The 25,313-nt window shown below is 43.2% G+C and carries 21 protein-coding genes, 2 pseudogenes, 1 riboswitch and 1 other annotated feature; of the genes and pseudogenes, 17 read left to right on the top strand and 6 right to left on the bottom strand.

From position 1 onward, the window contains the following. The first annotated feature begins 453 nt into the window (after positions 1 to 453). The 5 genes from B5D59_RS03455 to B5D59_RS03435 all read left to right on the top strand — a co-directional run bounded on the left by B5D59_RS03455 (position 454) and on the right by B5D59_RS03435 (position 8,528). Positions 454 to 1,857 (top strand): cytochrome ubiquinol oxidase subunit I, encoded by a 1,404-nt coding sequence (locus tag B5D59_RS03455; RefSeq protein WP_078816854.1) that lies wholly within the window; start codon positions 454 to 456, stop codon positions 1,855 to 1,857. Further along, complete coding sequence (gene cydB, locus B5D59_RS03450) at positions 1,844 to 2,860, top strand: cytochrome d ubiquinol oxidase subunit II (protein ID WP_009497613.1); 1,017 nt, start codon at positions 1,844 to 1,846, stop codon at positions 2,858 to 2,860. Before B5D59_RS03455 ends, cydB begins: the two co-directional genes overlap by 14 nt. Beyond that, positions 2,860 to 4,581: a thiol reductant ABC exporter subunit CydD gene (gene cydD / locus B5D59_RS03445; RefSeq protein WP_078816853.1), complete on the top strand. Its 1,722-nt coding sequence runs from the start codon at positions 2,860 to 2,862 to the stop codon at positions 4,579 to 4,581. The genes cydB and cydD overlap by 1 nt, the downstream gene beginning before the upstream one ends. Further along, positions 4,578 to 6,305: a thiol reductant ABC exporter subunit CydC gene (gene cydC, locus B5D59_RS03440; RefSeq protein WP_078816852.1), complete on the top strand. Its 1,728-nt coding sequence runs from the start codon at positions 4,578 to 4,580 to the stop codon at positions 6,303 to 6,305. The genes cydD and cydC overlap by 4 nt, the downstream gene beginning before the upstream one ends. A 234-nt stretch (positions 6,306 to 6,539) precedes the next feature. After that, positions 6,540 to 8,528: a methyl-accepting chemotaxis protein gene (locus B5D59_RS03435; RefSeq protein WP_078816851.1), complete on the top strand. Its 1,989-nt coding sequence runs from the start codon at positions 6,540 to 6,542 to the stop codon at positions 8,526 to 8,528. A 69-nt stretch (positions 8,529 to 8,597) separates the two neighbouring features. Here B5D59_RS03435 and B5D59_RS03430 read toward each other — a convergent pair whose 3' ends face one another. Both B5D59_RS03430 and asd read right to left on the bottom strand, forming a co-directional pair. After that, positions 8,598 to 9,086 carry a DedA family protein gene (locus B5D59_RS03430; RefSeq protein ID WP_078816850.1) on the bottom strand — a complete coding sequence of 163 codons (489 nt, stop codon included), beginning with the start codon at positions 9,084 to 9,086 and terminating at the stop codon, positions 8,598 to 8,600. A 17-nt stretch (positions 9,087 to 9,103) separates the two neighbouring features. Further along, a complete protein-coding gene (gene asd, locus B5D59_RS03425) occupies positions 9,104 to 9,883 on the bottom strand; it encodes an archaetidylserine decarboxylase (protein ID WP_009497609.1) in 780 nt (259 codons plus the stop codon). A 56-nt stretch (positions 9,884 to 9,939) separates the two neighbouring features. Here asd and pssA point away from each other — a divergent pair, with 56 nt between their 5' ends. The 5 genes and pseudogenes from pssA to recQ all read left to right on the top strand — a co-directional run bounded on the left by pssA (position 9,940) and on the right by recQ (position 13,879). Beyond that, positions 9,940 to 10,473: a CDP-diacylglycerol--serine O-phosphatidyltransferase gene (gene pssA / locus B5D59_RS03420; protein WP_009497608.1), complete on the top strand. Its 534-nt coding sequence runs from the start codon at positions 9,940 to 9,942 to the stop codon at positions 10,471 to 10,473. A gap of 200 nt (positions 10,474 to 10,673) precedes the next feature. Continuing rightward, positions 10,674 to 10,996 (top strand): annotated as a pseudogene (gene tnpA / locus B5D59_RS03415) (IS200/IS605 family transposase); the annotation flags it as partial. Continuing rightward, a pseudogene (locus B5D59_RS03410) lies at positions 10,909 to 11,477 on the top strand (RNA-guided endonuclease InsQ/TnpB family protein); the annotation flags it as partial. The pseudogenes tnpA and B5D59_RS03410, both read left to right, overlap by 88 nt. Positions 11,478 to 11,658: 181 nt before the next feature. After that, positions 11,659 to 12,075 (top strand): hemerythrin domain-containing protein, encoded by a 417-nt coding sequence (locus B5D59_RS03405; protein ID WP_078816849.1) that lies wholly within the window; start codon positions 11,659 to 11,661, stop codon positions 12,073 to 12,075. A 31-nt stretch (positions 12,076 to 12,106) separates the two neighbouring features. Continuing rightward, complete coding sequence (gene recQ, locus B5D59_RS03400) at positions 12,107 to 13,879, top strand: DNA helicase RecQ (protein WP_176132493.1); 1,773 nt, start codon at positions 12,107 to 12,109, stop codon at positions 13,877 to 13,879. A 227-nt stretch (positions 13,880 to 14,106) separates the two neighbouring features. Here the strand turns inward: recQ and B5D59_RS03395 are convergent, their stop codons facing one another. From B5D59_RS03395 to B5D59_RS03385, 3 genes are all read right to left on the bottom strand, one after another. Further along, the gene (locus B5D59_RS03395; RefSeq protein WP_009497602.1) at positions 14,107 to 14,772 is read right to left on the bottom strand and encodes a queuosine precursor transporter; all 666 of its coding nucleotides are present in this window, start codon (positions 14,770 to 14,772) and stop codon (positions 14,107 to 14,109) included. Positions 14,773 to 14,779: 7 nt separating this feature from the next. Further along, positions 14,780 to 15,277: a preQ(1) synthase gene (gene queF, locus B5D59_RS03390; protein WP_078816847.1), complete on the bottom strand. Its 498-nt coding sequence runs from the start codon at positions 15,275 to 15,277 to the stop codon at positions 14,780 to 14,782. A gap of 123 nt (positions 15,278 to 15,400) precedes the next feature. Then, a riboswitch (PreQ1 riboswitch) is annotated at positions 15,401 to 15,444 on the bottom strand. A gap of 26 nt (positions 15,445 to 15,470) precedes the next feature. Continuing rightward, positions 15,471 to 16,640, bottom strand: coding sequence for an MFS transporter (locus B5D59_RS03385; protein ID WP_009497600.1), 1,170 nt, complete (start codon positions 16,638 to 16,640; stop codon positions 15,471 to 15,473). Between the two features lie 258 nt (positions 16,641 to 16,898). On the opposite strand from B5D59_RS03385, the gene B5D59_RS03380 reads away from it, so the two are divergent. The 5 genes from B5D59_RS03380 to B5D59_RS03360 all read left to right on the top strand — a co-directional run bounded on the left by B5D59_RS03380 (position 16,899) and on the right by B5D59_RS03360 (position 22,564). Continuing rightward, complete coding sequence (locus B5D59_RS03380; protein WP_009497599.1) at positions 16,899 to 17,885, top strand: diaminopimelate dehydrogenase; 987 nt, start codon at positions 16,899 to 16,901, stop codon at positions 17,883 to 17,885. A 54-nt stretch (positions 17,886 to 17,939) separates the two neighbouring features. Next, complete coding sequence (locus B5D59_RS03375; RefSeq protein ID WP_078816846.1) at positions 17,940 to 19,025, top strand: M42 family metallopeptidase; 1,086 nt, start codon at positions 17,940 to 17,942, stop codon at positions 19,023 to 19,025. Positions 19,026 to 19,153: 128 nt separating this feature from the next. Beyond that, positions 19,154 to 20,119 carry an ornithine carbamoyltransferase gene (argF, locus tag B5D59_RS03370; RefSeq protein ID WP_078816845.1) on the top strand — a complete coding sequence of 322 codons (966 nt, stop codon included), beginning with the start codon at positions 19,154 to 19,156 and terminating at the stop codon, positions 20,117 to 20,119. Between the two features lie 120 nt (positions 20,120 to 20,239). Continuing rightward, positions 20,240 to 20,698: a small multi-drug export protein gene (locus tag B5D59_RS03365; protein WP_009497595.1), complete on the top strand. Its 459-nt coding sequence runs from the start codon at positions 20,240 to 20,242 to the stop codon at positions 20,696 to 20,698. A gap of 243 nt (positions 20,699 to 20,941) precedes the next feature. Continuing rightward, positions 20,942 to 22,564 carry a long-chain fatty acid--CoA ligase gene (locus tag B5D59_RS03360; RefSeq protein ID WP_040759623.1) on the top strand — a complete coding sequence of 541 codons (1,623 nt, stop codon included), beginning with the start codon at positions 20,942 to 20,944 and terminating at the stop codon, positions 22,562 to 22,564. Positions 22,565 to 22,626: 62 nt separating this feature from the next. Here B5D59_RS03360 and sspI read toward each other — a convergent pair whose 3' ends face one another. After that, positions 22,627 to 22,842 (bottom strand): small acid-soluble spore protein SspI, encoded by a 216-nt coding sequence (gene sspI, locus B5D59_RS03355; protein WP_009497593.1) that lies wholly within the window; start codon positions 22,840 to 22,842, stop codon positions 22,627 to 22,629. Positions 22,843 to 22,921: 79 nt separating this feature from the next. Between sspI and B5D59_RS03350 the strand changes: the two genes are divergently transcribed. Together B5D59_RS03350 and pheS are read left to right on the top strand one after the other, a co-directional pair. Beyond that, entirely contained in the window at positions 22,922 to 23,692 is a 771-nt protein-coding gene (locus tag B5D59_RS03350; protein WP_009497592.1) for a TrmH family RNA methyltransferase, read from the top strand. A 52-nt stretch (positions 23,693 to 23,744) separates the two neighbouring features. Next, positions 23,745 to 23,982 (top strand) — a binding site (T-box leader). Positions 23,983 to 24,270: 288 nt separating this feature from the next. Continuing rightward, entirely contained in the window at positions 24,271 to 25,308 is a 1,038-nt protein-coding gene (pheS, locus tag B5D59_RS03345; RefSeq protein WP_040759233.1) for a phenylalanine--tRNA ligase subunit alpha, read from the top strand. Positions 25,309 to 25,313 lie beyond the last annotated feature (5 nt).

The following is a 25,313-nucleotide window of genomic DNA, read 5'->3' as shown; positions in this document are numbered from 1 at the left end:
TGTCTTTCAGTGACAGCCTTTTCTTTTGTTATTGAGCAATGGAAGCTGGAGAAAGGAGCAGAGTTTTGTTGAATCGTACTAAAATGCCTCCAGTCTGAACCAAAAAACATACCGTTCTAAACCACAACCGAAAGAATCACTCCAGCCGCACATCCAAATTACCTTCCCTTAAGTAATTGTCTCAAAGAACAACATTCTTTCGTTATACAAAAACCAGAGCCACGCAATACTCGAATTCATATGACTTTTTTGCCTTGATTTCCTGATAAAGGTAGCCGTTTTAAGGAATTCGCAAGGTCTGAACTTGTTGTTACAAAGCCGCCATAACTTCTGTACAATTCGGACATAAGTTTGCAGCTTTGTAACAGGAACTACGCAGATTGTTCACGAACTCTTTTTCGAACTACGTTATTGTAGGTAATAGAAACAAAGATCGAAAGGAGATCATGGAAAATGGAGGAAGTTCTATTAGCAAGAATACAATTTGCATCCACCACACTATTCCATTTTATTTTCGTACCACTGTCTATTGGCTTGGCATTGGTTATTGCGATCATGCAAACGATGTATGTGGTGAAAAAAGACGAAATCTATTTAAAAATGACCAAATTTTGGAGTGTGTTCTTTCTCATTAATTTCGCCATCGGAGTGGTGACCGGGATCATTCAAGAATTTCAATTTGGCATGAACTGGTCTGCTTATTCTAGATTTGTAGGGGATATATTTGGCGCCCCACTGGCAGTTGAAGCATTATTGGCATTTTTCCTGGAATCCACCTTTATCGGAATTTGGATTTTCGGATGGAATAAGTTACCGAAAAAATTACATTTAGCGTGTATTTGGCTTGTTTCAATCGGCACAGTTATGTCTGCGTTTTGGATATTGGCGGCCAACTCGTTCATGCAAAACCCAACAGGCTATGTATTGCAAAATGGGCGGGCGGAAATGAATGATATTATGGCCGTTCTGTTGAATGAGAAGTTATGGGTTGCATTTCCACATACGGTTTTCGGCAGTTTCGCAACCGGTGCATTTTTCGTAGCAGGGGTCAGCGCATGGTATTTGATTAAGAAACGTAAAGTGGACTTCTTTAAAAAGTCACTGACCATTTCATTGGTCATCGGCATGTTGTCTGGCGTGGGAATTGCATTCTCCGGACACTCTCAAGCACAATACCTAATGCATGCACAGCCAATGAAAATGGCAGCTGCAGAAGGATTATGGGAAGATAGTGGAGACCCTGCTGCGTGGACATTGTTTGCGAATATTGATGTGGAAAATCGTGAAACGACTAGCCGCATTGATATTCCATACATGTTGAGCTACTTGACGTACAGTGAATTCAAAGGAAAAGTCGAAGGTATGAATGCACTGGAAGCGAAAATGATTGAAAAGCACGGAGAAGGCAGTTATATTCCTCCTGTAAAAACGACATTCTGGAGTTTTCGTATCATGGTCGTGATGGGCGGCGTGCTCCTCGGACTAGGTACAGTAGGACTGTTTCTCATGTATCGAAAAAAGATTGCCGAGTCGGTTTGGTTCTTGCGTTTACTGATCGCGGGGATATTCCTGCCGTTTATTGGTAACTCGTTCGGATGGATTATGTCGGAAATGGGTCGTCAGCCGTGGGTAGTGAATGGCTTGATGAAAACAGCAGATGGCATTTCACCGAACGTTTCGGCCGGACAGATTCTATTTTCGCTCATATCATTCTCTACAATCTATACAATCCTAGGTATTATCATGGTTGTGTTGTTCGTAAAGTTTATCCAGCGAGGACCGGAAGAGAGACCAGAAGCGGATGTTTCCGCAACAGATCCGTTTGATACAGGAGGTGCCGGACATGCCGTTAAGTGATATTTGGTTCATATTGATAGCTGTCCTGTTTATTGGGTTCATATTCTTGGAAGGCTTTGACTTCGGTGTCGGGATGAGTACGAAGTTTTTGGCGAAAGATGATACCGATAAACGGATCATCATCAATACGATCGGCCCTGTCTGGGATGCCAATGAAGTATGGCTGATCACTGCTGGAGGCGCCATGTTTGCGGCATTTCCTCATTGGTATGCAACAGTCTTCAGTGGATACTATCTGCCTTTCGTTGTTCTATTGCTGGCGCTGATCGTCAGGGGAGTAGCATTTGAGTTCCGTGGAAAAGGTGACTCGGAAGCTTGGGTCAAAACTTGGGATTGGGCGATTTTCTTTGGAAGTTTGCTGCCGCCTTTCCTATTCGGTGTATTTTTCACGAGTTTGATACAAGGATTACCGATTGACAGTGAAATGAATATGTATGCAGGATTCACTGACTTCATTAATGTCTATACTGTAATCGGCGGTGTCACTTTTGTTATGTTGTCGTACTTGCACGGGCTTTTATTCATCGGTTTGAAAACAGTAGGCAGCTTGCGGGAGCGAGCCAATTCCGCAGCTCTTAAGGTGTATGGGCTTACAGGGGTGGTTGTCGTACTGTTCATGGTTTTCACCTATATAGATACTGGTGCATTTTCAGATCGGGGAACGATTCTAGTCCCGTTGTACAGCGTGGCCCTAGTATTGTATGGTTTATTATTTTTCTTCCTGAAAACAAAGCGGGAAGGCCTAAGTTTCACCATGACAGGATTAATCTTAGTGATTGTCATGGCTAGCTTCTTCATTGCTTTGTTCCCGAACGTCATGATCAGTACAATGGATCCGGCATTTAATATGTCGATCGCAGAAGCGGCTTCAGGAGAGTATTCACTGAAAATCATGACGATCGTAGCATTTACTATGGTGCCAATCGTTTTGGCGTATACAATCTGGAGTTATTATGTGTTCCGTAAACGATTGACAGGTGATAAGGAGCATCTAGAATACTAATGGATAAATACTTGCTTCAATATAAAGGAAGTAAACAAGTGTTGGCGTTGATTGGACTACTAACTGTAGTTCAGTCAATTGCCATCGTTTTCCAAGCAATTTACTTGGCGAAAGCCATTACACAATTGTTCCAAGGTGCCGAAGGAAGTATTGCACTTCGGTCATTTGTGATTTTTATCGTTGCCAACAGCATTCGCCACCTCATTCAATGGGGGAAGGAGCGAATTGCATATAGATTTGCCGATCGAACAGCGAAGGATTACGAACAGCAATTGCTGCGCAAGATTTTTACGATCGGTCCTCAAGCAGTCGGAAAGTATGGTTCGGGTCATCTGGTGACACTTGGGCTAGAGGGGGTTCCAAAGTTCCGTAAGTATTTGGAGTTGCTCTTACCGCGTTCTCTCTCAATGGCGATTGTTCCATTTGTGATTTTGGTCTATGTTTTTACACTTGATAAAATGTCCGCGATCACATTGCTTATCGTTTTGCCGATCTTGATCATTTTTTTAATTCTGATTGGAATGGTCTCTCAGAAAAAGATTGATGACCAGATGGATACGTATCGATTGCTATCACGACATTTTGTTGATTCATTGCGCGGTATCGTCACGTTAAAGTATTTAGGCCACAGCCGTGCTCATGAGCAGTCTATCGCAACGGTCAGTAATAAGTATCGTATCGCGACCAATCGTTCGTTGCGCTACGCATTTCTATCGTCTTTTTCATTGGATTTCTTTGCAAGCCTGTCGGTGGCTGTTGTAGCGGTGGAGCTCGGATTGCGTTTGATCAATGGCCAGATGTTGCTTGAACCATCTTTAGCAATTTTGATTTTAGCGCCTGAATATTTTTCTCCTGTACGGGAGCTTGGAAATGATTTTCACGCAACCGCTGACGGTAAAGATGCAAGTATGCAAATTCACGCTATTTTAGAAGAGGCTGAGCCAGAATCGCTTGTTTTAGAAAAAACAATTCGACGCTGGAATGCTGAATCTTCATTAGAGCTGAAAAATCTAGAGGTCAAGATGGAAGAACAGACTATATTTAAAGGTCTTACTATGAAAATGCAGGGTTACGGAAAAGTGGGGGTAATTGGCCATTCAGGCGCAGGAAAGTCCACATTGATCGATGTATTATCGGGTTTCACAGTGCCGACCGGTGGGGCTTGCTTGCTGGATGGGCAAGAGCTGCCTCACTTGTCGACTGCGGAATGGCAAGATCAAGTCGCCTATATTCCGCAACACCCAACGATATTTCCAGATTCAGTAATCAATAATATTCGCTTTTATGAGCCCGATGCATCGTTAGAAGAAGTGACGGAAGCCGCGAAAAGAGTTGGCCTTGATCAGTTGATCACGACTTTACCGAATGGTTACGATGAACGGATTGGCGCAGGCGGACGTTCATTAAGCGGGGGAGAAGAGCAACGGATTGCAGTCGCGCGTTCTTTGCTCCAACGTCGCCAAATTTTATTGTTTGACGAACCGACAGCACATTTGGATGTGGAGACAGAGCATGAATTGAAGCAGATGTTATTACCCTTACTTGAAGATAAACTCGTTGTGTTTGCGACGCATCGAATACATTGGATGCAAGATATGGATACGATCATTGTGCTGGAAAATGGCAAGGTTGTAGAGACGGGTTCTCATGAAGAGCTTATCGGCGCGGACGGAGCCTATTGTCGACTGCTGGAAGCACGCGGAAAGGGGCATGCAGTATGAATCTTTACCAACATCATATTTTTCCGTATGTCCGTAAATATAAGAAGACATTGTGGTCCACAATCATTTTAGGCGCATTGACGATCTTGTCTGCGGCGATGTTAACATTCACTTCAGGTTATTTGATTTCGAGGACATCTGAACGTCCCGAAACAATTTTGCTTGTCTATATTCCAATCGTAGCGGTTCGGACGTTTGGAATTTCGCGTGCTGCTCTTCGCTATGTGGAACGGTTGCTTGGCCACAATGCGGTTTTGAAGATTATTGCTGATATGCGTGTTCGTCTTTACCATGTGTTGGAGCCGCAAGCATTGTTCATTCGCTCACGCTTTCAGACCGGTGATTTACTCGGTACACTTGCGGATGACATCGAACATTTGCAAGACGTCTATATTCGAACGCTATTTCCGACAGTCATCGGTTTATTCCTCTATAGCTTTTCGGTGATCGTGCTGGCGGTATATGATTGGAAATTCGCACTCGTTATGGCACTTTGTCTTGCAGTTGTGGTCTTCATCTATCCGATGGCTTCTCTTTATTTAATGAAGAAAAACCAGCAACAATCTAAAAAGCTGCATAGTCAATTGTACAACACAATGACCGAAGGAATCTTCGGTCTGCGCGATTGGATTATCAGTGGGCGCAAAGAACAATTCTTATCAGCTTTCCAAAAAGAGAGCCATGCAAGTCACGAAATCGATAAGAAAATTGCTTATTGGCAACAATCTCGAACCGTACAACTTCAGATTTTCTCAGGTATTCTTGTATTGGTAGTTGGTGTGTGGGCTGGTCAACAAGCAGCGGATGGATTATTGCTCCCTACGTATATTGCAGCCTTCACTTTGGTGACATTGCCAATTTTGGAAGGATTGATTCCAGTTTCGCATGCAGTTGAGCGCATGCCTGCCTATGATGCATCCTTACAACGTATCGATCGCATACATCGGCAGAGTCCCGAATATGTGCAGCTGCTTGAAATGCCGAATGAACATCTTGATGTTACGATTGAACTCCAAAATGTTCGTTATCGTTATGAAAATCAACCAGCGGATGCAGTAAAGAACATCAACCTTTCCATTCGACCTGGTGAAAAAGTTGCAGTGCTAGGTAAGAGCGGGGCTGGAAAATCTACACTGATCCAATTATTGCTTGGCACACTCGAGCCGACAGAAGGCGACGTCCATGTCAATGGTCAACCAGTTAGTCAGTATGGAGATTCCGTGTATGACGTAATGAGTGTGTTGAATCAAAAACCGTATCTATTCGCTACGACTGTAGAAAATAATATGAAATTGGGTGATTACCAAGCTGTCCTTGAAGACGTCAACCGAGTAGCTGAACAAGTAGGTTTGCACGAATATTTACAGTCTCTTCCTGCAGGATTGAAAACTCAGATGGAGGAAACAGGGCAGCGTTTTTCTGGCGGTGAACGCCAGCGAATTGCGCTTGCAAGAATACTCCTAAAGGAAACACCAGTCGTCATTTTGGATGAACCGACTGTAGGGTTAGATCCGGTGACAGAATATTCTTTGGTTGAGACGCTCCATCAATCTTTGCAAGACAAGACAGTCGTATGGATTACCCATCATTTGATGGGTATGGAGAAAATGGATACAATCCTTTTCATGGAGGACGGGGAAATCATCATGCAAGGAACGCATGAAGAATTGCTCAGTATGAATGAACGGTATCGCCAGCTGTATACAATGGATCAAGGATTATGAAGAACAACTAAATTGGTAACAAAACGTCTGGCATAATGCTAGGCGTTTTTTCTCATATCATAACGTGGTTGGATGTCTAGCGTAAATAACGGTCAAATATATATAGTAGTAGTTTACTAAAAATTTTGTTATTGTTTTTTCTTTCCAATAAAACTATAATAGAAAGTAGGATAAATTGACTAATTCAACTAGTGCAATCAGCATACAAAAGAAAAATGAATCTAGGGGTGCTGTATGAGAACGATTGGTTCTAAGCTTATTTTGTCAATTGTGTTACTAGTAGTTGGGGGAAGTGTGTTGCTTGGCTTTTTTACTGCGCAAAACAGCTCGAAAGCTCTGTTGTATCAGTCTGAAATTACATTGACTGAAAAATCCAAAGACACTTCAGATTATATCGATGAACATTTCAAGAGAAAATACTTAGAAATTGAAGCGCTTGCAAAGAGTCAGGAAGTAAGAAGTATGGATTTTAAAATACAATCAGAATATTTGGCAAAACAATTGGACAGTCAATCAGATTATCTAACTTTTGCAATCGTAACAGCCGATGGAATTTCGCATTATCTTGATGGAACGACAGCGGATTTAAGTGACCGTCCATATGTGATTGAGGCATTTAACGGGAAAACAACTTTATCCAGCTCGATTATTAGTCGTGTAACAGAAGAACCGGTTTTCATGATGGCGACACCCATTTTAACAGAGGACAGTGAACCCGCACTTTTATTAGGGCGTATTGATGGAGATTATTTAAGCTCTATCGTAGAAGGAGTTACATTCGGAAAGAATGGGTATGCCTATATTTTAGATGAAAACGGCAAATTCATTGGTCACCCGGATAGAACATTGGTGAACGATGAAATCAACTTTTTAAATTTAGTAGAAGAGTCAAAGAAACAGTCTGATAAAGGGAGCAGAATAAAAGAGATACTGACCCTAAATCAAGGTTTGATCAACTACTATTATAAAGAGAAGGATCGCTACGTTGGATTTGACACAATGGAAAATGGGTGGAAAGTGGTTATTGCTTCTCCAATGGAAGATATGCTAAGCGGTATGACGCAATTAAAAAAAGATTTCTTTATAGTAGTAGTGGTTATTATTCTTTTAGGGATTATAATTGCCTATTTCATGGCCAGATCGATCAGTAAACCAATTCAAGTGGTGAAAAGCATAGGCGAGCAAATTGCGGAAGGGAGTTTTTCTTATGAAATACCTGCACGTTACTTACGGAGAAATGATGAAATTGGCTCACTGTCTCATACGCTAGTGAGGATGACGGACAATATGAAAGATATGATCGATAACGTGCGCAACGGGGCTGAAAATATAGCGGACTCCTCACAGTTGCTCGACCGAAAATCCGAGGAAGTGACCAAGATGTCAAATGACATTTCATCTGCGATCGAACAAGTGGATCACGGTTCCGAAATGCAAGTGCAAATGTCCGAAGATAGCGCACGAGCGATGGAGGAAATGTCTACAGGTATTCAAAATGTGGCAGAAATTGCGGCTAGTATTGCGGGCAACTCCGATTATATTACAGAGCGTGTGAGTGAGGGGCATGTAGCGGTCCAAACTTCCGTACAACAAATGAATAGTATACAAGCGACAACTGCCCAATCCACCAACGCTATCCGACAATTGGCAGACGAAGCATTGGAGATCGGACAAATATCTAAAATGATAACGGATATTTCGGAACAGACCAATTTACTTGCATTGAATGCTTCGATTGAAGCTGCACGAGCTGGAGATGCCGGGAAAGGATTTGCGGTCGTTGCGAGTGAAGTACGTAAACTGTCCGAGCAGACAGCAGATTCTGCTTCACAAATTAATCGTCTGATCGATAGCGTACAATCTCATACGGGAGACGCAGTGAAAGCTGCTGAACAAGGGGATGCTAACGTCATAAAAGGATTGGATGTGATCAACCAACTAGGCGATCGCTTTGAGGAAATCGTTCGTTCCATTGCACAAATCAGCAATGATATTGGGGAAATGAGTGCCGTTTCTGAGGAGATGTCAGCAAGTTCAGAAGAAGTCAGTGCGGCGATGGAAGAAATGGCGGCTACTGCAAGAGATGCATCCGATTATATCGGCGAAGTGACGAATGCAGCCAATCGACAGCTCGTCACAGTTGAAGAGATGGATCAGTACACGAACCGCTTGCTTTCATTGGCGGAAGATTTACGATCCTCTATCGATAGATTTACAATTTAATACTCCAGCTGGAAAAAGCGTATTCGAGACCCCACTCTCGAATACGCTTTATTTTTTTACAGTAAAGATTTAGAAAAAAGGCAGTCGAATGAAATAGCCGAGAAGGATGCAAATCATTGTCGACACGATCACACCTGGAATTGCGAATAAAATATAACGTCTTACGCTCATCCCGCTCATTCCTGAAACATAACAAACAAAATGGCGCATACCCGGTAAGAAATAACCAATCGTTACTGCCCAAGAACCGTATGCCATAAACCATTGCTCCACCTTTTGCATACGATGGGGCGAGAGAAATAAATAGCGGCCGAAACGATGAACGAGCGGCTTGCCAATCTTCCTTCCGATCATATATGTGAACAATGTTCCGACCATTACACCGGAAATCGTGAAAATCATTGCAAATACGAAATGAAATGTCCCGGCAGATGCTAAATAACCAGCAAATGTTACGAGCAATTCATCTGGCAGCGGTAAACCGAAAATACCTAGCGCCAAAAAGAAAAAAATGGAGAGATATCCATACTGCGCTATATATTCTTGAATCTGTTCCATTAGAAAACCTCATCTATTTAATATTGCCACTCTCCGATTTTATCACCGACCTGCACTTCTGTAAAAGGTAGATTTAGCGGAGCGAGAGAGTTTTTGTTTTCAATGAATAGAATCACGGTAGAACCGAATGCAAAGTGACCAAAATCTTCACCCTTCACACAGTCCTTAGAAGAATCTGCAATACGAATACTATTGACATTCAACGCACCGACCTTAACGATCGCAACCCGGCCACATGCAGTTTCCAACTCTGAAATAATCCGATAGTTTGAGGAGAACAGCTCATCTTTCATTCGAATTCCTAAATCGTTTACAGGATAGGAAGTCGTTCCTAATGCATAGCGACTGACCAACTTTCCAGAAACAGGGTAGTGGAAATGATGGTAATGCTGAGGGGATAGGTAAAACAAATAATAATAACCATTTTGATAAGGTTCTGCTTTACTTGTATCGCCGAAAAGGTCCGTAATACTGTAGTTTTTGTCCTTCACTACAAACTGCTGTTGTTCATTGACAGGACCTGAGTAGCTCAAGACCCCGTCAACTGGTGAAATCAATGTGTTCGGATCGTTATCAATTGGCCGGCTGCCGGCTTTCAGAGACCTCGTGAAAAAGGCATTCAAACTTTTATATTCATTCATTGGGAATTCTGCTTCCTGTTGCTGAATACGATAGAATGAAGAAAATGGCTTGATCAATGGCTTACTGATTGCGGAGGCAGTGAAGTTTTTTATAATTGAAGAACTGATCGGATGCCCCGTCAACTCGACAAATGTTTTAAAAATATGTTTTTTCATCTTTTCATCCCTTCTGTAAAGGATTATAATGGATTAGTCAGTGAGGAGGCAATGAAATGTTTTCATTCAGATATTTTGATTATACTAAACTCAAATCACAATTGGCGAATATTATTACACTTTTCAATTTAAGTTTAGGAATTATAGCAATATTACTTGTGTTAAAAGGACATGGGCATATGAGTTTGATGTTCATATTCTTTGCAGCTATTTTTGATCGATTCGATGGGATGGTTGCAAGACACTACAATATGGAGTCTTTATTCGGTAAAGAACTTGATTCACTAAGCGATTTAGTTTCATTCGGGGTAGCACCGGCTATTCTCATCTATGACGCTGCTTTGTCACAAACATTATGGATTGGTTTATCTGCAGTGCTGTTTTATATTTTAGCCGGTGCTGTGCGATTAGCTCGATATAATGTCGAAGAGTTTGACGGCACGTTCTTCGGCTTACCGATTACGGCTGCCGGTGTGCTGCTGACTTTGAGTTATTTTGCAGTACCGTATATTCAACCGCCATATTTTGTGATCTTCATGGGATTGCTCGCATGGCTGATGGTGAGCCGAATCCGAGTCGCGAAAGTCTGAAATACGTCTTGCAGGGAGTTTTCTGCAAGGCTTTTTTTATTTGGTAATATTATGTGTGTTGATTAACCAATGTTTCACTCATCTTTCTGTCTTTATTTAACATTCCCCGAAAGAAGTCTCCCTCTTCAAGCGTGTGCAAGGCTAAGCCCAACGGTAAGGGGGGAAGAATTTCGGCTGGTGATAGAGGGAATGGTGTATCAATGAATTTGGATAGCAACAATCATTCATTGTTCTTACTGTATTATCATCTCATGATGGCCGTCAAATACCGCCGAAAAGCGATGGACGATGTGATCTCGGATTATGCAAAAATTACATGATTTCTTTAGTCGAATGGAATCATGATCAGAATCATGTCCACATATTTTTCAAGGCTCACCCAAACACTGAACCCTCGAAATTTATCAATGCTTACAAGGGTGCGAGTTCGAGACGTATCAAAAAAGAATTTCCAGAAATGAAGAAGAGGCTTTGGAAAGAGTTTCTTTGGTCGAGAAGTCCAATCACTCTCGCTTCTATCGGCAGATACAAGAAAAACTTTCAAAGGAACAGAAAGTCCTTTCACGCAGAACGAAAGGTTCCGCTTGATACAAAAAACAGCGAATCAAAGTCGCTGCACTACATGAGCAGGTGGCGAATCAACGAAAGGACTTCTTACACAAGAAATCTCGTCAGTTGGCAAACAAATATGATTGTGTCGTCATCGAAGCCCTCAACATGAAAGGGATGTCGCAATCCCTTCACTTCGGTAAAAGTGTTGCGGACAACGGATGGGGAATGTTCACCACGTTTCTGCACTATAAGTTGGTGAAGCAAGGAAAGCACCTTATCAAAATCAACAAGTGGTTCCTTCAACTAAAACCTGCTCAAATTGCGGACATGTAAAAAAGGTTGCCCTTTCTGAACGACTCTACTCCTGTGCGTGCGGGTTCGAATCTGATAGAGATTGGAACGCCGCCATCAACAGTCGAAATGAAGGGAAATTGATGGTAGCATTACCGTGAAATCAAAACAAAAACTCTTGGAACAAGAGGGGTAGCTCGGTCAGTTTTCGTTGGCTAGTAAAAGCAGCGATAAGTCGAGAAGCCCCCACTTCAAACAACCTGAAAGGGTGTTAAGTGGTGGGGAGTTCACGTGTCTCTGCAATTCTGTTATGATTAGGGAAACGATGAAGGAGTGGTTGATATGTCAGGACCCGCTTTAAGACAGCTGCATTCACATCGAGCAATCCATGAAGGCGGCCTATCAGGTGCCGTGATGAAGACGGAAGATTTGGTGGGTTTTCTAGAGCAAGGTGAGCAGGAAATGGTCAATCAAGCGTGCGATGATTTAATAGATTACTGGAAAACGAGAGTGATCAGCCATGCAGATGCCGAAGAGGAAGGTTTCTATAAGCAAATTTTAGCTGAGAATCCAGAGCTCGAACGAGAAATTATCCAATTGACACGTGATCATGATTTGATGCGTTTAGTAGTACAAGATATCGAAGCATTGCGTGAGAAGGATCCGCAAGTGACAGCGGAAATCATGCAGAAGTTTTATGGCTTGATGGTAATCAACGAATTACATAGTCGGGAAGAAGAACGGTTATTATTTCAATGAAACAAAATAGCAATTCGGGAAGGAGGCGGCGATCATTCACGATCCATTAGACATATTAGCTAAGCATTTTGGATATTCAGAGTTCCGGGAAGGCCAACAGCGGGTCATCGATCAAGTGTTACAGGGCGATGATACGCTTTGCGTCATGCCTACAGGCGGCGGAAAGTCCATTTGTTACCAAGTGCCTGCTCTTGCGATGGAGGGCACAGTGCTCGTCATTTCGCCGCTCATTTCATTGATGAAGGACCAAGTCGATGCACTGCACCAATTAGGTATCCCTGCGGCCTATATAAACAGCACATTATCGACAGAAGAGTATTTCGGTACGATGGATAATGCAACAGCAGGCATGTATAAGCTTTTATACGTTGCTCCTGAGCGTTTGGAGTCTGAATCGTTCCTGAATCAATTGCAGAAAATGAATATTCCGTTGATTGCGATCGATGAAGCGCATTGTATTTCGCAATGGGGACATGATTTTCGTCCAAGCTATCGAAATATCCACCGTATTCTAGACTATTTAAACAGGCGGCCGATTATTCTTGCTTTGACTGCAACAGCGACTCCGGAAGTTCAGGATGACATTTGCCAGCAACTCCACATCCCGCCTGTCAGCCGCGTCGTAACAGGATTCGAACGGAGCAACTTAGTGTTTTCAGTAGTCAAAGGACAAAACCGGGATCAATTTGTCAAAGATTATACGCAGAAGAACAAAAGTGAATCGGGTATCATCTATGCAGCTACGCGAAAAGCAGTGGAGCAAGTATACTCGACGTTAGAGAAAAATGGTATTGCGGTTGCAAAATATCATGCAGGCTTGCCGGATCAGGAACGACAGCATCAACAAGATCGTTTCATAATGGAAGAAGCGCGCGTCATGGTGGCGACAAATGCGTTTGGAATGGGTATTGATAAGTCCAATATAAGATACGTTATTCATTACCAAATGCCAAAGAACATGGAAAGTTATTATCAAGAAGCCGGAAGAGCAGGCCGGGATGGGCTCGATAGTGATTGTTACCTCTTATTCTCTTCGCAAGATGTGCAGACGCAGCGTTTCCTGATCGAACAATCACCTGATCCCACACGTGTTTCGAATGAAATCAAGAAGATGCAGGTGATGGTCGATTATTGCCATACTGAAGGGTGTCTTCAAAAGCATATCATCACATATTTTGGTGAAAACGATGCAGAAGACTGTAAACGATGCGGAAATTGTACTGATACGCGAGAGCAATTTGATGTCACAGTCGACACGCAAAAAGTTCTCTCTTGCGTGATCCGGATGGGACAGCGATTCGGAAAAACTATGGTCGCACAAGTATTGACAGGTTCGAAAAATAAAAAACTGATGGAATTTAATTTTGATCAGCTGACGACGTATGGCCTGATGAAAGAACGAAGTGCCAAAGACGTTGCGGATTTCATTGAGTTTTTGATTTCGGAGAATTATTTGCAAGTGGAAAGTGGTCCTTTTCCGATCATTTTTGTGAGTGAAGAAGGGAAGGATGTACTTCTCGGGAAAGTGAAAGTGTGGCGTAAAGGCGAGATGGTCACGACCGTTGTGGCTAAAGACGATCCATTATTCAATGAGTTGCGTGCGCTTCGCCTGAAATTGGCACAGGAAGCAGGAGTACCGCCATTTGTTATTTTCTCGGATAAGACGCTGCGTGATATGGTGGCCAAAATGCCGGCAACCGACGATGAATTGCTGACGGTACAAGGTGTCGGGGAAACGAAGTTAGAGCGCTACGGCGACGTGTTCCTAGAAGCCATCCTATCCTTTTCAGCTCAACAAGCATAAAAAAGAGCCGATTCAATCAATTTTTGATTGGATCGGTTTCTTTTAGTTTTGAATTGTGCTTTGGCCAGCATGATGTAGCTCATGCTGGCGTTGCCACAGGACGTGGCGTTCTTAGCCTGCGTACTCCTATTGTTCAGCGAGCATTTGAATACCCGAAGAACAGGAAATAACACCACATTCGTTTCATCTCCTATAGTGGCGAGAGGTTTCTACTGAATAAAGATAAATTATTGATTTGAAATCACTGCGTCCGAATTAGTTAATAGGCGAGAGTTTTTTTCTTTTCTCGCTTCGATTCGACGACATATAGCGACCAATAAGTAGACAATCGGTGTATCGACTAAAGCAACAACGAATTTGAAAATATATTGCGTGCCAATCAGTACAAGTAAAGCGCTAATCGGCATAATACCGTAGAATGCAATAGTGATGAAGATTACGGTGTCGACCAATTGACTAGCCATGGTAGACGCATTATTACGGATCCATAATTTCTTCTCACCGTGTTTTTCTTTAAGTTTATGGAAAATCGTGACGTCTAGATTTTGACTGACAATATAGGCAGTCAAACTCGCGAGCGTTACACGAAAACCTGCCGAAAAAATCGTTTGGAAAGCTTCTTGGTCCTGATATACCGGCGCGGCAGGCAAATTGATCGCAAGCCAGATGAACATACTGGATAAAAGCTGGGCAAATAAACCAGTGAGCACAGTTTGACGCGCGGCTTCCTTACCATATGTTTCTGTTAAGACATCCAAAATAGGATATGTACAAACATAGACAATGGCCGCTGCCGGCAACACGATCCAGCTTCCGAAACTGACTAATTTGACCGCCAAAATATTTGAAAGAATGAGTAGACCGACAAATGTACCGCTTAAATAGTATCTCATCGCTCAATCACCGATTATCCACTTTCTCAGGATACAAATCGTGTTGGAACAAGCGCTGCTCCGCCATCTGTTCGAACTTTGTGCCGGGCTTGCCGTAATTACAATACGGATCGATCGATAAACCACCGCGCGGTGTGAACTTACCCCATACTTCAATATAACGAGGTTCAAGTAAGTTGACCAAATCCATCATGATTGAATTGACGCAGTCCTCATGGAAATCACCGTGATTTCGGAAACTGAATAAATAGAGTTTCAGTGACTTACTTTCGACAAGTTTCCGATCGGGAATGAAGCTGATATAGATTGTCGCAAAATCGGGTTGACCGGTTTGAGGACATAGTGAAGTGAATTCAGGGCAATTAAATTTTACGAAGTAATCACGTCCCTGGTGTAAATTATCGATGGATTCCAGTAAATTTGGATTGTAGGAATAATCATAGACCGTATTCTGATTTCCTAGTAATGTTAAGTCATGCAAAGTTGATTCATCTCTTCCTGCCATTTAAAAAAACCTCCTGTGTAAGTGGTCAGGGAGGTTCATAGACGAGGTGAATTTACTTATTTATTTCTGCAAAAATGCTGCTAAAATAAAAAAAGCCATGTCAATGGACATGGCGAAAATTCATCATCCATAGTTTTTTATAGAGGGTCGCTATGAACCTCTCCCAGACGGGTTATTCATTTCTATCAAGACATTACTGGATTGTCGTCGTTTTGTCAACAGGCTGTATATCTTTTCGTAGACCAATAACCGTAAAAACTCCCGCTAGGAACAAAATGCCACTTGCGAGCATAAACGCATGCTGAGACCCTAAGTCCAGAATACCGATTGCACTGGATCCTACTACGACTCCAAATGAAAAGAATGCATAGAAAAAGCCATATGCCTTCCCTCTGGTTTCAGGTTTAGTAGAATCAATCAGCAATGAATTGATGGAAGGGAATAATAAAGCAAAACCCATGCCGTAAACAATCATGGCTGTCAGCATTAGGGACAATTGATCCACTTGCGATAAAAACAGCATACTGGCGCTCATTAGAAATAACCCGATCGCCAATGTCAACATCGGTCGCGCAAAGTCAAAAATTCGGTTGACCGGCAAAAGGAAAATCAGCACGGCAACAAAACCGAAAACGCTTAGCAGCATACCGGTCGTTTTGGCATCATACTGTAGAAACTCAACTTTTAACGGAAGGACCAATGCTAAAACGCCTTGAGAGAACATCAAGAAGAAAGCACCGAGAAATGCACGGATAATTCCTGGGTGGCGAAAGAATGCCAATGGCTTCACTGCTTTTTGTGTTTCCGTTTTCACTTTCCTAACATATGTAAACGAGCGTAAAAATAGGAAAGCTCCTATCGTCAACAGAACCATGAAGGTCCCGTTAATTGCCATGATCGTCACGACACTTGTATGGACAGAAACGATACCGCTGTAAGCAGGTCCGAAAATGGCTGCCAACCCAACAAAAGCACCTGAAATCGCTGCATTGCGTCCTCTTTTTGAGCGCTCAGAACCGTTCGCAAGAAAAGTGAATGCTGCCGGAACGATCAAACCTTCTGTCAAACCATGCAGGAAACGGACACCGATCAATGTCGCGGAGCCTTCAATCAGCGCATAAGAAAATAAAGATAAGGCAGAAGTGAGCAATCCAAACAGCAATATGTAGAATGGACCCTTTCGATCGGTCAAAATCCCCGAGATAATATTTCCGAAAACATTCGAAAATGAATAGATTCCGACTGACAAACCAACAATAAATGAAGAAGCGCCCAGCGAAGTCGCAAATGGACTAATAACAGGGAGCTGTGAAAATAAATCGAAAAACGAGAAGAAGACAATTAAATAAACAAAAAAGCGCATTATGAACCCCTACTTTTCAAATAATTCAACTGCCCCTATTTTACCATGAATCTCTATGAAATGAACGAAACAGCTCAACAATCACTGACGTCTTGGCGTAATTGCGTCCAGATTTTGAATTGCGCTAGCACGATCCCTTTTTCGAAAACTGCGGCTGTCGACATACGCTTATCTTAATTCGGAAAAATATTCGCAATCTATCAACCTTCACGGTAAAATGAGAAAGGTAAACAAGAAAGTATAAGGGGATGTGTATTCTTGAATAACAAAATACGAGTAGGAATCGCTGGATACGGAAATCTGGGACGCGGCGTAGAGTCCGCGATTAGTCAAAATGAAGATATGACGTTGGTTGGTGTATTTACACGGAGAGAGCCAGTGGACGTGCAATTGCTGTCTGATCAAGTGCCTGTTCATAAATTGGACGAAATTGAATCATTCAAAGACGATATCGATGTGCTGATCCTTTGTGGCGGCTCTAAAAACGATTTGCCAGAACAAGGACCTGCATTGGCCAAACACTTCACAACAGTCGATAGTTACGACACGCATGCCAAAATTCCAGAATATTTTGCTTCCGTCGATGAAGTCGCACAAGCTGCAGGAACAACGGCCATCATTTCAGTCGGCTGGGACCCGGGCTTGTTCTCGATTAACCGTATGATGGGCGAAGCGATTTTGCCAGAAGGCGAAACGTATACGTTCTGGGGCAAGGGGCTAAGTCAAGGACATTCGGATGCGGTGAGACGAGTAGACGGAGTCAAAGCAGGCGTTCAATACACATTACCGGCTGAAGACGCAATGAATCGTGTACGCAATGGTGAACTTCCTGAACTGTCCACAAAAGAAAAACACACACGCGAATGTTATGTGGTCTTAGAAGAGGGGGCTAGCGAAGAACAAGTTCGCGAAACGATCGTCACGATGCCGGATTACTTCGCGGACTATAATACAACGGTCAACTTCATTACCGAGGAAGAATTGCGCCGTGATCACGCGAAAATGCCGCACGGCGGATTTGTCATCCGAAGCGGGAAAACAGGTGAAAGTACAGACCAAGTAATAGAATTTTCCCTGAAATTAGACAGCAACCCTGAATTCACGTCAAGCGTATTAGTAGCCTACGCACGCGCAGCTCACAAACTACAGCAAAAAGGCGACACAGGCGCGAAAACTGTTTATGACATAGCACCGGGCCTTCTTTCTCCCAAGTCGCCAGCGGAGATTCGTAAGGAATTGCTGTAAATACACCTATTCAGGACACTTTAGAAATTTAAGAACTAGGAGGAAGAGCCTTTTATGAAACTAGATGAAACGTTAGAAATGATGAAAGACCTGACGGATGCACGAGGCATTCCAGGAAACGAACGGGAAGCACGGGACGCTATGAAAAAACATATCGAACCGTACGCAGACGAAATCGATCATGACGGACTTGGATCGCTGATCGCGAGTAAGACAGGTGACGTAAACGGCCCGAAAATCATGATAGCGGGTCACTTAGATGAAGTAGGTTTCATGATTACACGGATTGACGACAAAGGTTTCATTTACTTCCAAACAGTAGGTGGCTGGTGGTCACAAGTCATGCTTGCACAACGTGTATCCATCGTAACTCGGTCAGGAGAAACGATCACGGGCATCATAGGTTCAAAACCGCCGCACATCCTAACACCGGAAGCACGCAAAAAGCCAGTCGACATTAAAGACATGTTCATTGATGTTGGCGCTGTATCGAAAGAAGAAGTCCTTTCATGGGGCGTCCTTCCTGGAGATATGGCAGTGCCATACTTCGAATTCACAGTCATGAAAAACGAAAATTTCCTATTGGCAAAAGCCTGGGACAATCGAATTGGCTGCGCAATCGCGATTGAAGTAATGAAGCGATTAAAAGATGAAAAGCATCCAAACCAAGTCTATGGCGTTGGCGTTATTCAAGAAGAAGTCGGCTTGCGCGGAGCTAAAACCGCGACCAATAAAATCCAGCCTGACATCGGTTTCGCAGTCGATGTAGGAATTGCTGGTGATACACCTGGAGTTTCTGATAAGGAAGCTGTTGGAAATATGGGAGAAGGACCTCAAATTCTGTTATATGATGCTTCTATGGTGTCGCATACAGGCTTACGTAATTTTGTCGTAGAGACAGCAGAGGAAATCGGCGTCCCATACCAATTCGCGACAATGTCGGGCGGCGGAACAGATGCTGGATCCATTCATGTAAGCGGGACTGGAATACCGACACTGGCAATCTGTATTCCAACTCGTTATATTCATTCACATGCGGCTATGCTGCATCGAGCAGACTTCGAAAATACAGTAAGACTATTGGTTGAATTAATGAAGCGCTTGGACTCCGAAACGGTTCAAAAAATCACATTTGAATAATACTTTCTAGACGACAGCGATGCCTTTTCAGGTATCGCTGTTTTATTAATAAAAATTCATTTGACTTCATAATTATACATATGTATACTAATGCATAATACTTTAAATGGATGGTAGGGGATCGGAAAATGGCGACTAATAATCAAACAAAAGCGATGATAGAAAAAGAATCGTTAAAGGGACGCGACTTCTTGACATTATTGGATTATTCCAGTGAAGAAATCGCCTATTTATTGCAACAAGCGTATGATATGAAGCAAGACACATTGGCTGGAACTATGCCTCCTGTCCTGGCAGGCAAGACGCTCGGCATGATTTTCGAAAAACATTCAACACGAACTCGTATTTCATTCGAAGTCGGCATGATTCATTTAGGCGGACATGGAATATTCATGAACGCGCGTGATTTGCAAATTGGCCGTGGGGAGTCTGTTTATGATACGGGGCATGTGCTGTCTGAATTTTTGGACGGCGTTATGATTCGTGCGAAATCCCATAAAATGGTGGAAGAGTTGGCAGAGCATACGTCTGTACCAGTAATCAATGGATTGACAGATATATTCCATCCTTGTCAAGCGATGGCGGATTTATTGACAATTAAAGAAGTGAAAGGTGATTTGAAAGGTTTAAAGCTTTCCTACATCGGTGATGGCAATAATGTTGCGCATTCATTGGTCATTGCAGGAGCGCATATGGGAATGCATGTGGCAGTTGCTACGCCGGAAGGCTATGAATACAATGCCGGCCTTCTGGAAAAGGCGAAAAAGATTGCAGAGAAGAATGGGGGCAGCGTTATTTCAACGTATGATCCAGTCGAAGCTGCTTCTGAGTCAGACGCGATCTATACAGACGTCTGGACGAGTATGGGGCAAGAAGAAGAAGCTGCAAAACGTTTGATCGATTTTAAAGATTTCCAGATAAATGATCAGCTAGTGGGCCATGCACACAAAGATTATGTATTCTTGCACTGTCTGCCGGCACACCGAGAAGAAGAAGTTGCAACGTCTGTAATCGATGGACCGAACTCATACGTCTTCCAACAAGCGGGCAATCGTTTGCATGCACAAAAAGCGATTTTAGCTTCTTTATTATAAGAATATAAAGAAAACCGGACTGCTTTCCCTGTTGATCGGGAGAGTGGTTTTTTTGTCGTGATGTTTAGATGAACATTATTTTGTTATAATACGATCAATTGAAATCGAGGAGGAAAAGCTTTGTTGACCTATTTACTCGTATTTTTGATAGCAGCTGTTCCTGGATTTGAAGTGTTGGTGGCTGTCCCGTTAGGTATCTTGCGCGGTATCCCGCCAGTTTTAGCTGTAATCATTGGTTTTGCTGGTAATGCTGCAACCATTTTACTAGAGATCATTGTATTCAAGAAGTTGAAAGAATGGTGGGAAAGCAAAAAGAAAAAAGATGTTTCGATGCCTTCCAAACGTACTGTTCGTGCTGAGAATATTTGGAGACATTACGGGATTCCGGGTCTTTCCTTACTTGGTCCAATTTTAATCGGCTCTCATCTTGCTACATTCTTGGCATTGGCACTTGGCTCGACAAAAAAACAAACTGCTTTCTGGATGTTAATCAGTCTAGCTGTTTGGGCAATTATATTTGGGATCCTGTCGGTGCTTGGTGTAGACATATTCTCTTGGATGAGGCAAAAATTCATTTAATATTCAAATAATGGTAGACAGAATAGTTTGATAATGTGTATACTATGTCCATAAAGTAAACCTAAAGTGTCATTGCAGGAATTCATAGTAGACCTCATCGGCGCATAGAGTACATCCGGGGAAACAAACTCCATCCCATTGCGCATAGATGCTTTTCATTTTAGACGATTGGACAAGCAGATGTTCAGTTGGTAAGGCGATGGATAATGATTTTCACTTCTAAATTAAGAGGAGCGGATGGATATGATGCAGACACCACTAATTTTGTCATCATTTATTAAAAGGGCAGAACGATTTTTTCCAGAAAAGATGGTTATCTCACGTACAGGAGAACAAACAATTCAGCGGTTCACATACCGAGAATGGGCAAAGAGGACACGCAAATTATCGAATGCCTTAACGCAGCTAGGAATGGAAAAAGGAACAAGGGTTGGTACCTTTGCGTGGAACCATCACCGTCATTTGGAGGCATATTTTGGCGTGCCTTGTACAGGTGCGATCCTTCATATGATCAATATTCGATTATCACCCGAGCATATTGTCTACGTCATCAATCATGCAGAAGATGAAATCCTTCTCGTCGATGAAGATTTTCTCCCTCATTTTGAAAAAATGGCACCCATGTTGAAATCCGTGAAACATATTGTCGTAATGAGTGACAGCAAAGATTTGCCCGAAACATCACTTGAAAATGTCCATTCTTACGAAGCGCTGCTCGAAGCTGCTTCCGATGAATACGACTATCCTGAAGACTTGGATGAAAATACACCTGCGGGATTATGCTATACATCTGCGACGACAGGGAATCCAAAAGGTGTAATATACACGCATCGCGGATTGGTGTTGCATAGTTACGCGCTTGGCCTTGCGGATGCAATGGGGCTTTGCGAGCGCGATATCGCTATGTCCGTTGTACCGATGTTTCATGCAAATGCCTGGGGCCTTCCATTCGCAGGCGTCTTTTTTGGAACAACGCAAGTGCTGCCGGGACCAGGCTTTAATCCGGCGGTTCTCTTAGACCTGATTGAGGCAGAAAAAGTAACGATTACTGCCGGTGTGCCGACCATCTGGCTCGCTGCACTGAAAGAATTGCAACAAAATCCACGTGACCTCTCTTCATTGCGTGTCATTGTCTGTGGTGGTTCGGCTTCACCAAAGGGACTAATCCGTGCATTTGAGGAAAAATATAATATCCCGTTTATAGTTGGTTACGGAATGACGGAGACAAGTCCGCTTGTCAGTTTATCTGTCCTCACTTCATCGATGAAGGATTTGACGATGGACGAGCGAATTGAAATCCGTGCTTTACAAGGATTGGTCATGCCGGGACTGGATATACGAGTAGTCAACGAAGAAGGCGAAGTGCCGTGGGATGGCAAAACGATGGGCGAGTTGACGGTGAAAGGACCATGGATTGCAAGTGAATACTATAAAGATGAACGAACAGAGGAAGCATTTAAGAACGGCTGGCTCTACACAGGGGATATTGCGATCATGACCGAAGATGGCTATCTGAAGTTAATGGATCGAACAAAAGACTTGATAAAGAGCGGTGGTGAATGGATTTCTTCTGTAGATCTGGAGAACGCCCTTATGACACATGAATCGGTTTATGAAGCAGCCGTCGTCGCGGTGCCTCATGAAAAATGGATGGAACGCCCGCTTGCCTGTGTAGTATTGAATGAAGGTGTCACGGAAGATGACAGCAAGAAAGAAGAACTGAGAGACTATTTAAAAGGTCAATTCGCCAGCTGGTGGGTTCCGGATGAAGTGCTCTTCGTTAAAGAAATCCCGAAGACTTCGGTAGGGAAGTTCCTGAAAGCAGCATTGCGCGTTCAATTACGAGAACAGTATTCAGTCAATTAAACAGCACAGTAAAAAATCCTCCGCTTTTTTACAAAGTGGAGGATTTTCAGCTGTTGTTCGATTTATTGCGCTTTAGCGAATGCTTGAGACAACTCATTTGTCATCGCATCTTTTTCTTTATCATCGGCACGCTGCCAAAGCTGTTCGAAAAAAACGCCGAGGCCTGGTAACAAATGTTCTTCTCCCCGCTGAATTGCATCATCGATAACACTGCGTACATCCTGTGAACTATTATTCGTCATATTTGCGGCAATTGCATCGCGTATTTGAAAATTCATTTCATCAACCTCCTACCTTCATCTTTTCCACAACAGTCGCTAAATATACGCGCGTTTGGTACACTAAAAAGAAAAAAGGATGTACAGCCTCTTGAATAAACGTATAGAATCCACACAAAATTCATTAGTGAAACATTGGAAAAAATTAGTGACGACACGGAAAGAACGAGATCAAACAAACGAGTTTCTCGTAGAGGGATTCCATCTCGTCGAAGAAGCAATAAAACACAAGGATTTAGTCATTCAATTGCTTGTGAGAGAAGATCTTGATATTCCTGCTCATTGGGATGTACCGATCATCGAATTGACGGCCGCAGTCTCCAAGGAAATTTCGGAGACCGAACAAACACAAGGTGTCTTTGCCTATTGCAAACAACCGCAATATGACGAAGCAGACCATCATGAATGGAAACGGCTTTTATTGATAGACGCTGTGCAAGACCCTGGCAATATCGGAACAATGATCCGCACTGCAGACGCAGCCGGCCTCGATGCCGTAGTTCTTGGCAAGGGCTGCGCCGATCCGTTTAATCCGAAGACTGTGCGCTCTGCACAAGGGTCACACTTCCATATTCCTGTCGTGCGTGGTGAATTAATGCCATGGCTGGAACGTCTGAAATCGAATAATATTCCAATCATCGGTACCGGTTTGCAGGAAGCAGTCTCTCTTAATGAAATCACTGCACAATCAGAATTCGCCTTACTTGTTGGCAATGAAGGTAGCGGCGTAGACCCGGACCTTCTTTCAAAAGCCAATCAAGTAGTAAAAATCCCGCTCTATGGGCAGGCGGAATCATTGAACGTAGCCGTCGCAACAGGCATTTTGCTATACACGCTCCGCGATCATTGAGTTGACTGTTGAAGGCGATTGTCTTTTACGGTATACTACAAGATGAATCATACAAACAGCAACGACCGGGAAAAGTACATGGCACAGCACGTTCTTAGGGATTTCACACCTCGACTGAAAATGTGAAAAACGTCGCCCCATCGAATTCACCCTGCGAGCTGCACGCTAGGACCAGCAATGTAAAAGCGTGCCGGCAAAGGACCGTTATTCCAAATCAAGTGATTTTGCATCACATTCTTCAAGATGCAAACTAATCAGGGTGGTACCGCGAACTCGACCTCGTCCCTTTTACAGGGGCGAGTTTTTTGTTTTTCGGAAACTATACAAGTTGATTTGTTTTTTATTCTTTAGATAGTTTTTCTTGATTTGAAGAATATCTAGTTGATTGTAGTGGAAGACGGCGACTCCAGCGGGATTAGCGGGACAGGTGAGACCCCACAGGGAGCGGAGCGACCGAGGAGGCTCACCGCCCGCCCCGCGGAAAGCGTCCGTCTGGAACGGAAATCAACGGTGCTTAGCAGCCAATCCATCTTACATAGTTTTAAACCACCATTGAACTCAAGAGAGGAGCTATGAACATGAAAGAACAACTGCATGAACTGAAAGAACAAGTCATTGCAAAAATCAAAGATTCCCAAACCATCAAAGAACTCAACGACGTACGCGTGGCCTACCTGGGGAAAAAAGGACCCATCACAGACCTGCTAAAAGGAATGGGTAAACTTCCTGCAGAAGAACGACCAAAAATGGGCGCGCTCGTCAACGAAATCCGCGAAAGTGTAACTGGAATTCTGGAAGAGCGCAAAGAAACACTTGAACAGCAAGCCATCCAAGAGCAACTCGAAAAAGAGTCCATTGACGTGACATTGCCTGGTCGCCCAGTAGAGCTTGGCAACCACCATCCGCTAACCCGCGTTGTAGAAGAAATCGAAGACTTCTTTATCAGCATGGGATATGAAATCGCGGAAGGACCTGAAGTGGAAAAAGACTACTACAACTTCGAGGCACTCAATCTTCCAAAAGGACACCCAGCTCGCGACATGCAGGACTCCTTCTATATTACGGAAGATATTTTACTGCGTACCCACACGTCTCCCGTGCAGGCACGGACGATGGAAGCGAAAGATGGTGCTGCCATTAAGATCATCTGCCCAGGAAAAGTGTATCGACGTGACTCAGATGACGCAACACACTCCCACCAATTTACTCAGATTGAAGGATTGGTCGTTGGCGAAAACATTCGCATGAGTGACTTGAAAGGTACTCTTGATTTATTGGCGAAGAAATTATTTGGAGCAGATCGCGAAATCCGTTTGCGCCCAAGCTTCTTCCCATTCACTGAACCATCTGTAGAGATGGATATTTCTTGCTTTAAATGTGGCGGATCTGGATGTAACGTTTGTAAGAAAACAGGTTGGATCGAAATTCTGGGAGCCGGCATGGTGCATCCAAATGTGCTGAAAATGGCGGGCTATAATCCGGAAGAAGTGACTGGCTTTGCGTTCGGCATGGGGCCTGAACGAATCGCGATGTTAAAATACGGAGTGGAAGATATTCGTCATTTCTATACAAATGACATTCGGTTTATTTCACAATTCCACCGGGCAGAGGCGTAAGGAGG

The sequence above is a fragment of the Sporosarcina newyorkensis genome (genome assembly GCF_900167515.1).
In the GTDB taxonomy this organism is placed as follows: Bacteria; Bacillota; Bacilli; order Bacillales_A; family Planococcaceae; genus Sporosarcina; species Sporosarcina newyorkensis.
Note: the sequence above shows the minus strand (reverse complement) of the source record. Positions and strands in the feature narration are given on the sequence as shown.

Coding starts and splice junctions, on each gene's coding strand:
- B5D59_RS03360 (WP_040759623.1), top strand. CDS start 20,942: ATGATGCAGACACCACTAATTTTGTCATCATTTATTAAAAGGGCAGAA.
- pssA (WP_009497608.1), top strand. CDS start 9,940: ATGTTTTCATTCAGATATTTTGATTATACTAAACTCAAATCACAATTG.
- B5D59_RS03350 (WP_009497592.1), top strand. CDS start 22,922: ATGTACAGCCTCTTGAATAAACGTATAGAATCCACACAAAATTCATTA.
- argF (WP_078816845.1), top strand. CDS start 19,154: ATGGCGACTAATAATCAAACAAAAGCGATGATAGAAAAAGAATCGTTA.
- B5D59_RS03435 (WP_078816851.1), top strand. CDS start 6,540: ATGAGAACGATTGGTTCTAAGCTTATTTTGTCAATTGTGTTACTAGTA.
- cydD (WP_078816853.1), top strand. CDS start 2,860: ATGGATAAATACTTGCTTCAATATAAAGGAAGTAAACAAGTGTTGGCG.
- asd (WP_009497609.1), bottom strand. CDS start 9,883: ATGAAAAAACATATTTTTAAAACATTTGTCGAGTTGACGGGGCATCCG.
- B5D59_RS03455 (WP_078816854.1), top strand. CDS start 454: ATGGAGGAAGTTCTATTAGCAAGAATACAATTTGCATCCACCACACTA.
- cydC (WP_078816852.1), top strand. CDS start 4,578: ATGAATCTTTACCAACATCATATTTTTCCGTATGTCCGTAAATATAAG.
- pheS (WP_040759233.1), top strand. CDS start 24,271: ATGAAAGAACAACTGCATGAACTGAAAGAACAAGTCATTGCAAAAATC.
- B5D59_RS03375 (WP_078816846.1), top strand. CDS start 17,940: ATGAAACTAGATGAAACGTTAGAAATGATGAAAGACCTGACGGATGCA.
- sspI (WP_009497593.1), bottom strand. CDS start 22,842: ATGAATTTTCAAATACGCGATGCAATTGCCGCAAATATGACGAATAAT.
- B5D59_RS03405 (WP_078816849.1), top strand. CDS start 11,659: ATGTCAGGACCCGCTTTAAGACAGCTGCATTCACATCGAGCAATCCAT.
- B5D59_RS03430 (WP_078816850.1), bottom strand. CDS start 9,086: ATGGAACAGATTCAAGAATATATAGCGCAGTATGGATATCTCTCCATT.
- B5D59_RS03395 (WP_009497602.1), bottom strand. CDS start 14,772: ATGAGATACTATTTAAGCGGTACATTTGTCGGTCTACTCATTCTTTCA.
- queF (WP_078816847.1), bottom strand. CDS start 15,277: ATGGCAGGAAGAGATGAATCAACTTTGCATGACTTAACATTACTAGGA.
- cydB (WP_009497613.1), top strand. CDS start 1,844: ATGCCGTTAAGTGATATTTGGTTCATATTGATAGCTGTCCTGTTTATT.
- B5D59_RS03385 (WP_009497600.1), bottom strand. CDS start 16,640: ATGCGCTTTTTTGTTTATTTAATTGTCTTCTTCTCGTTTTTCGATTTA.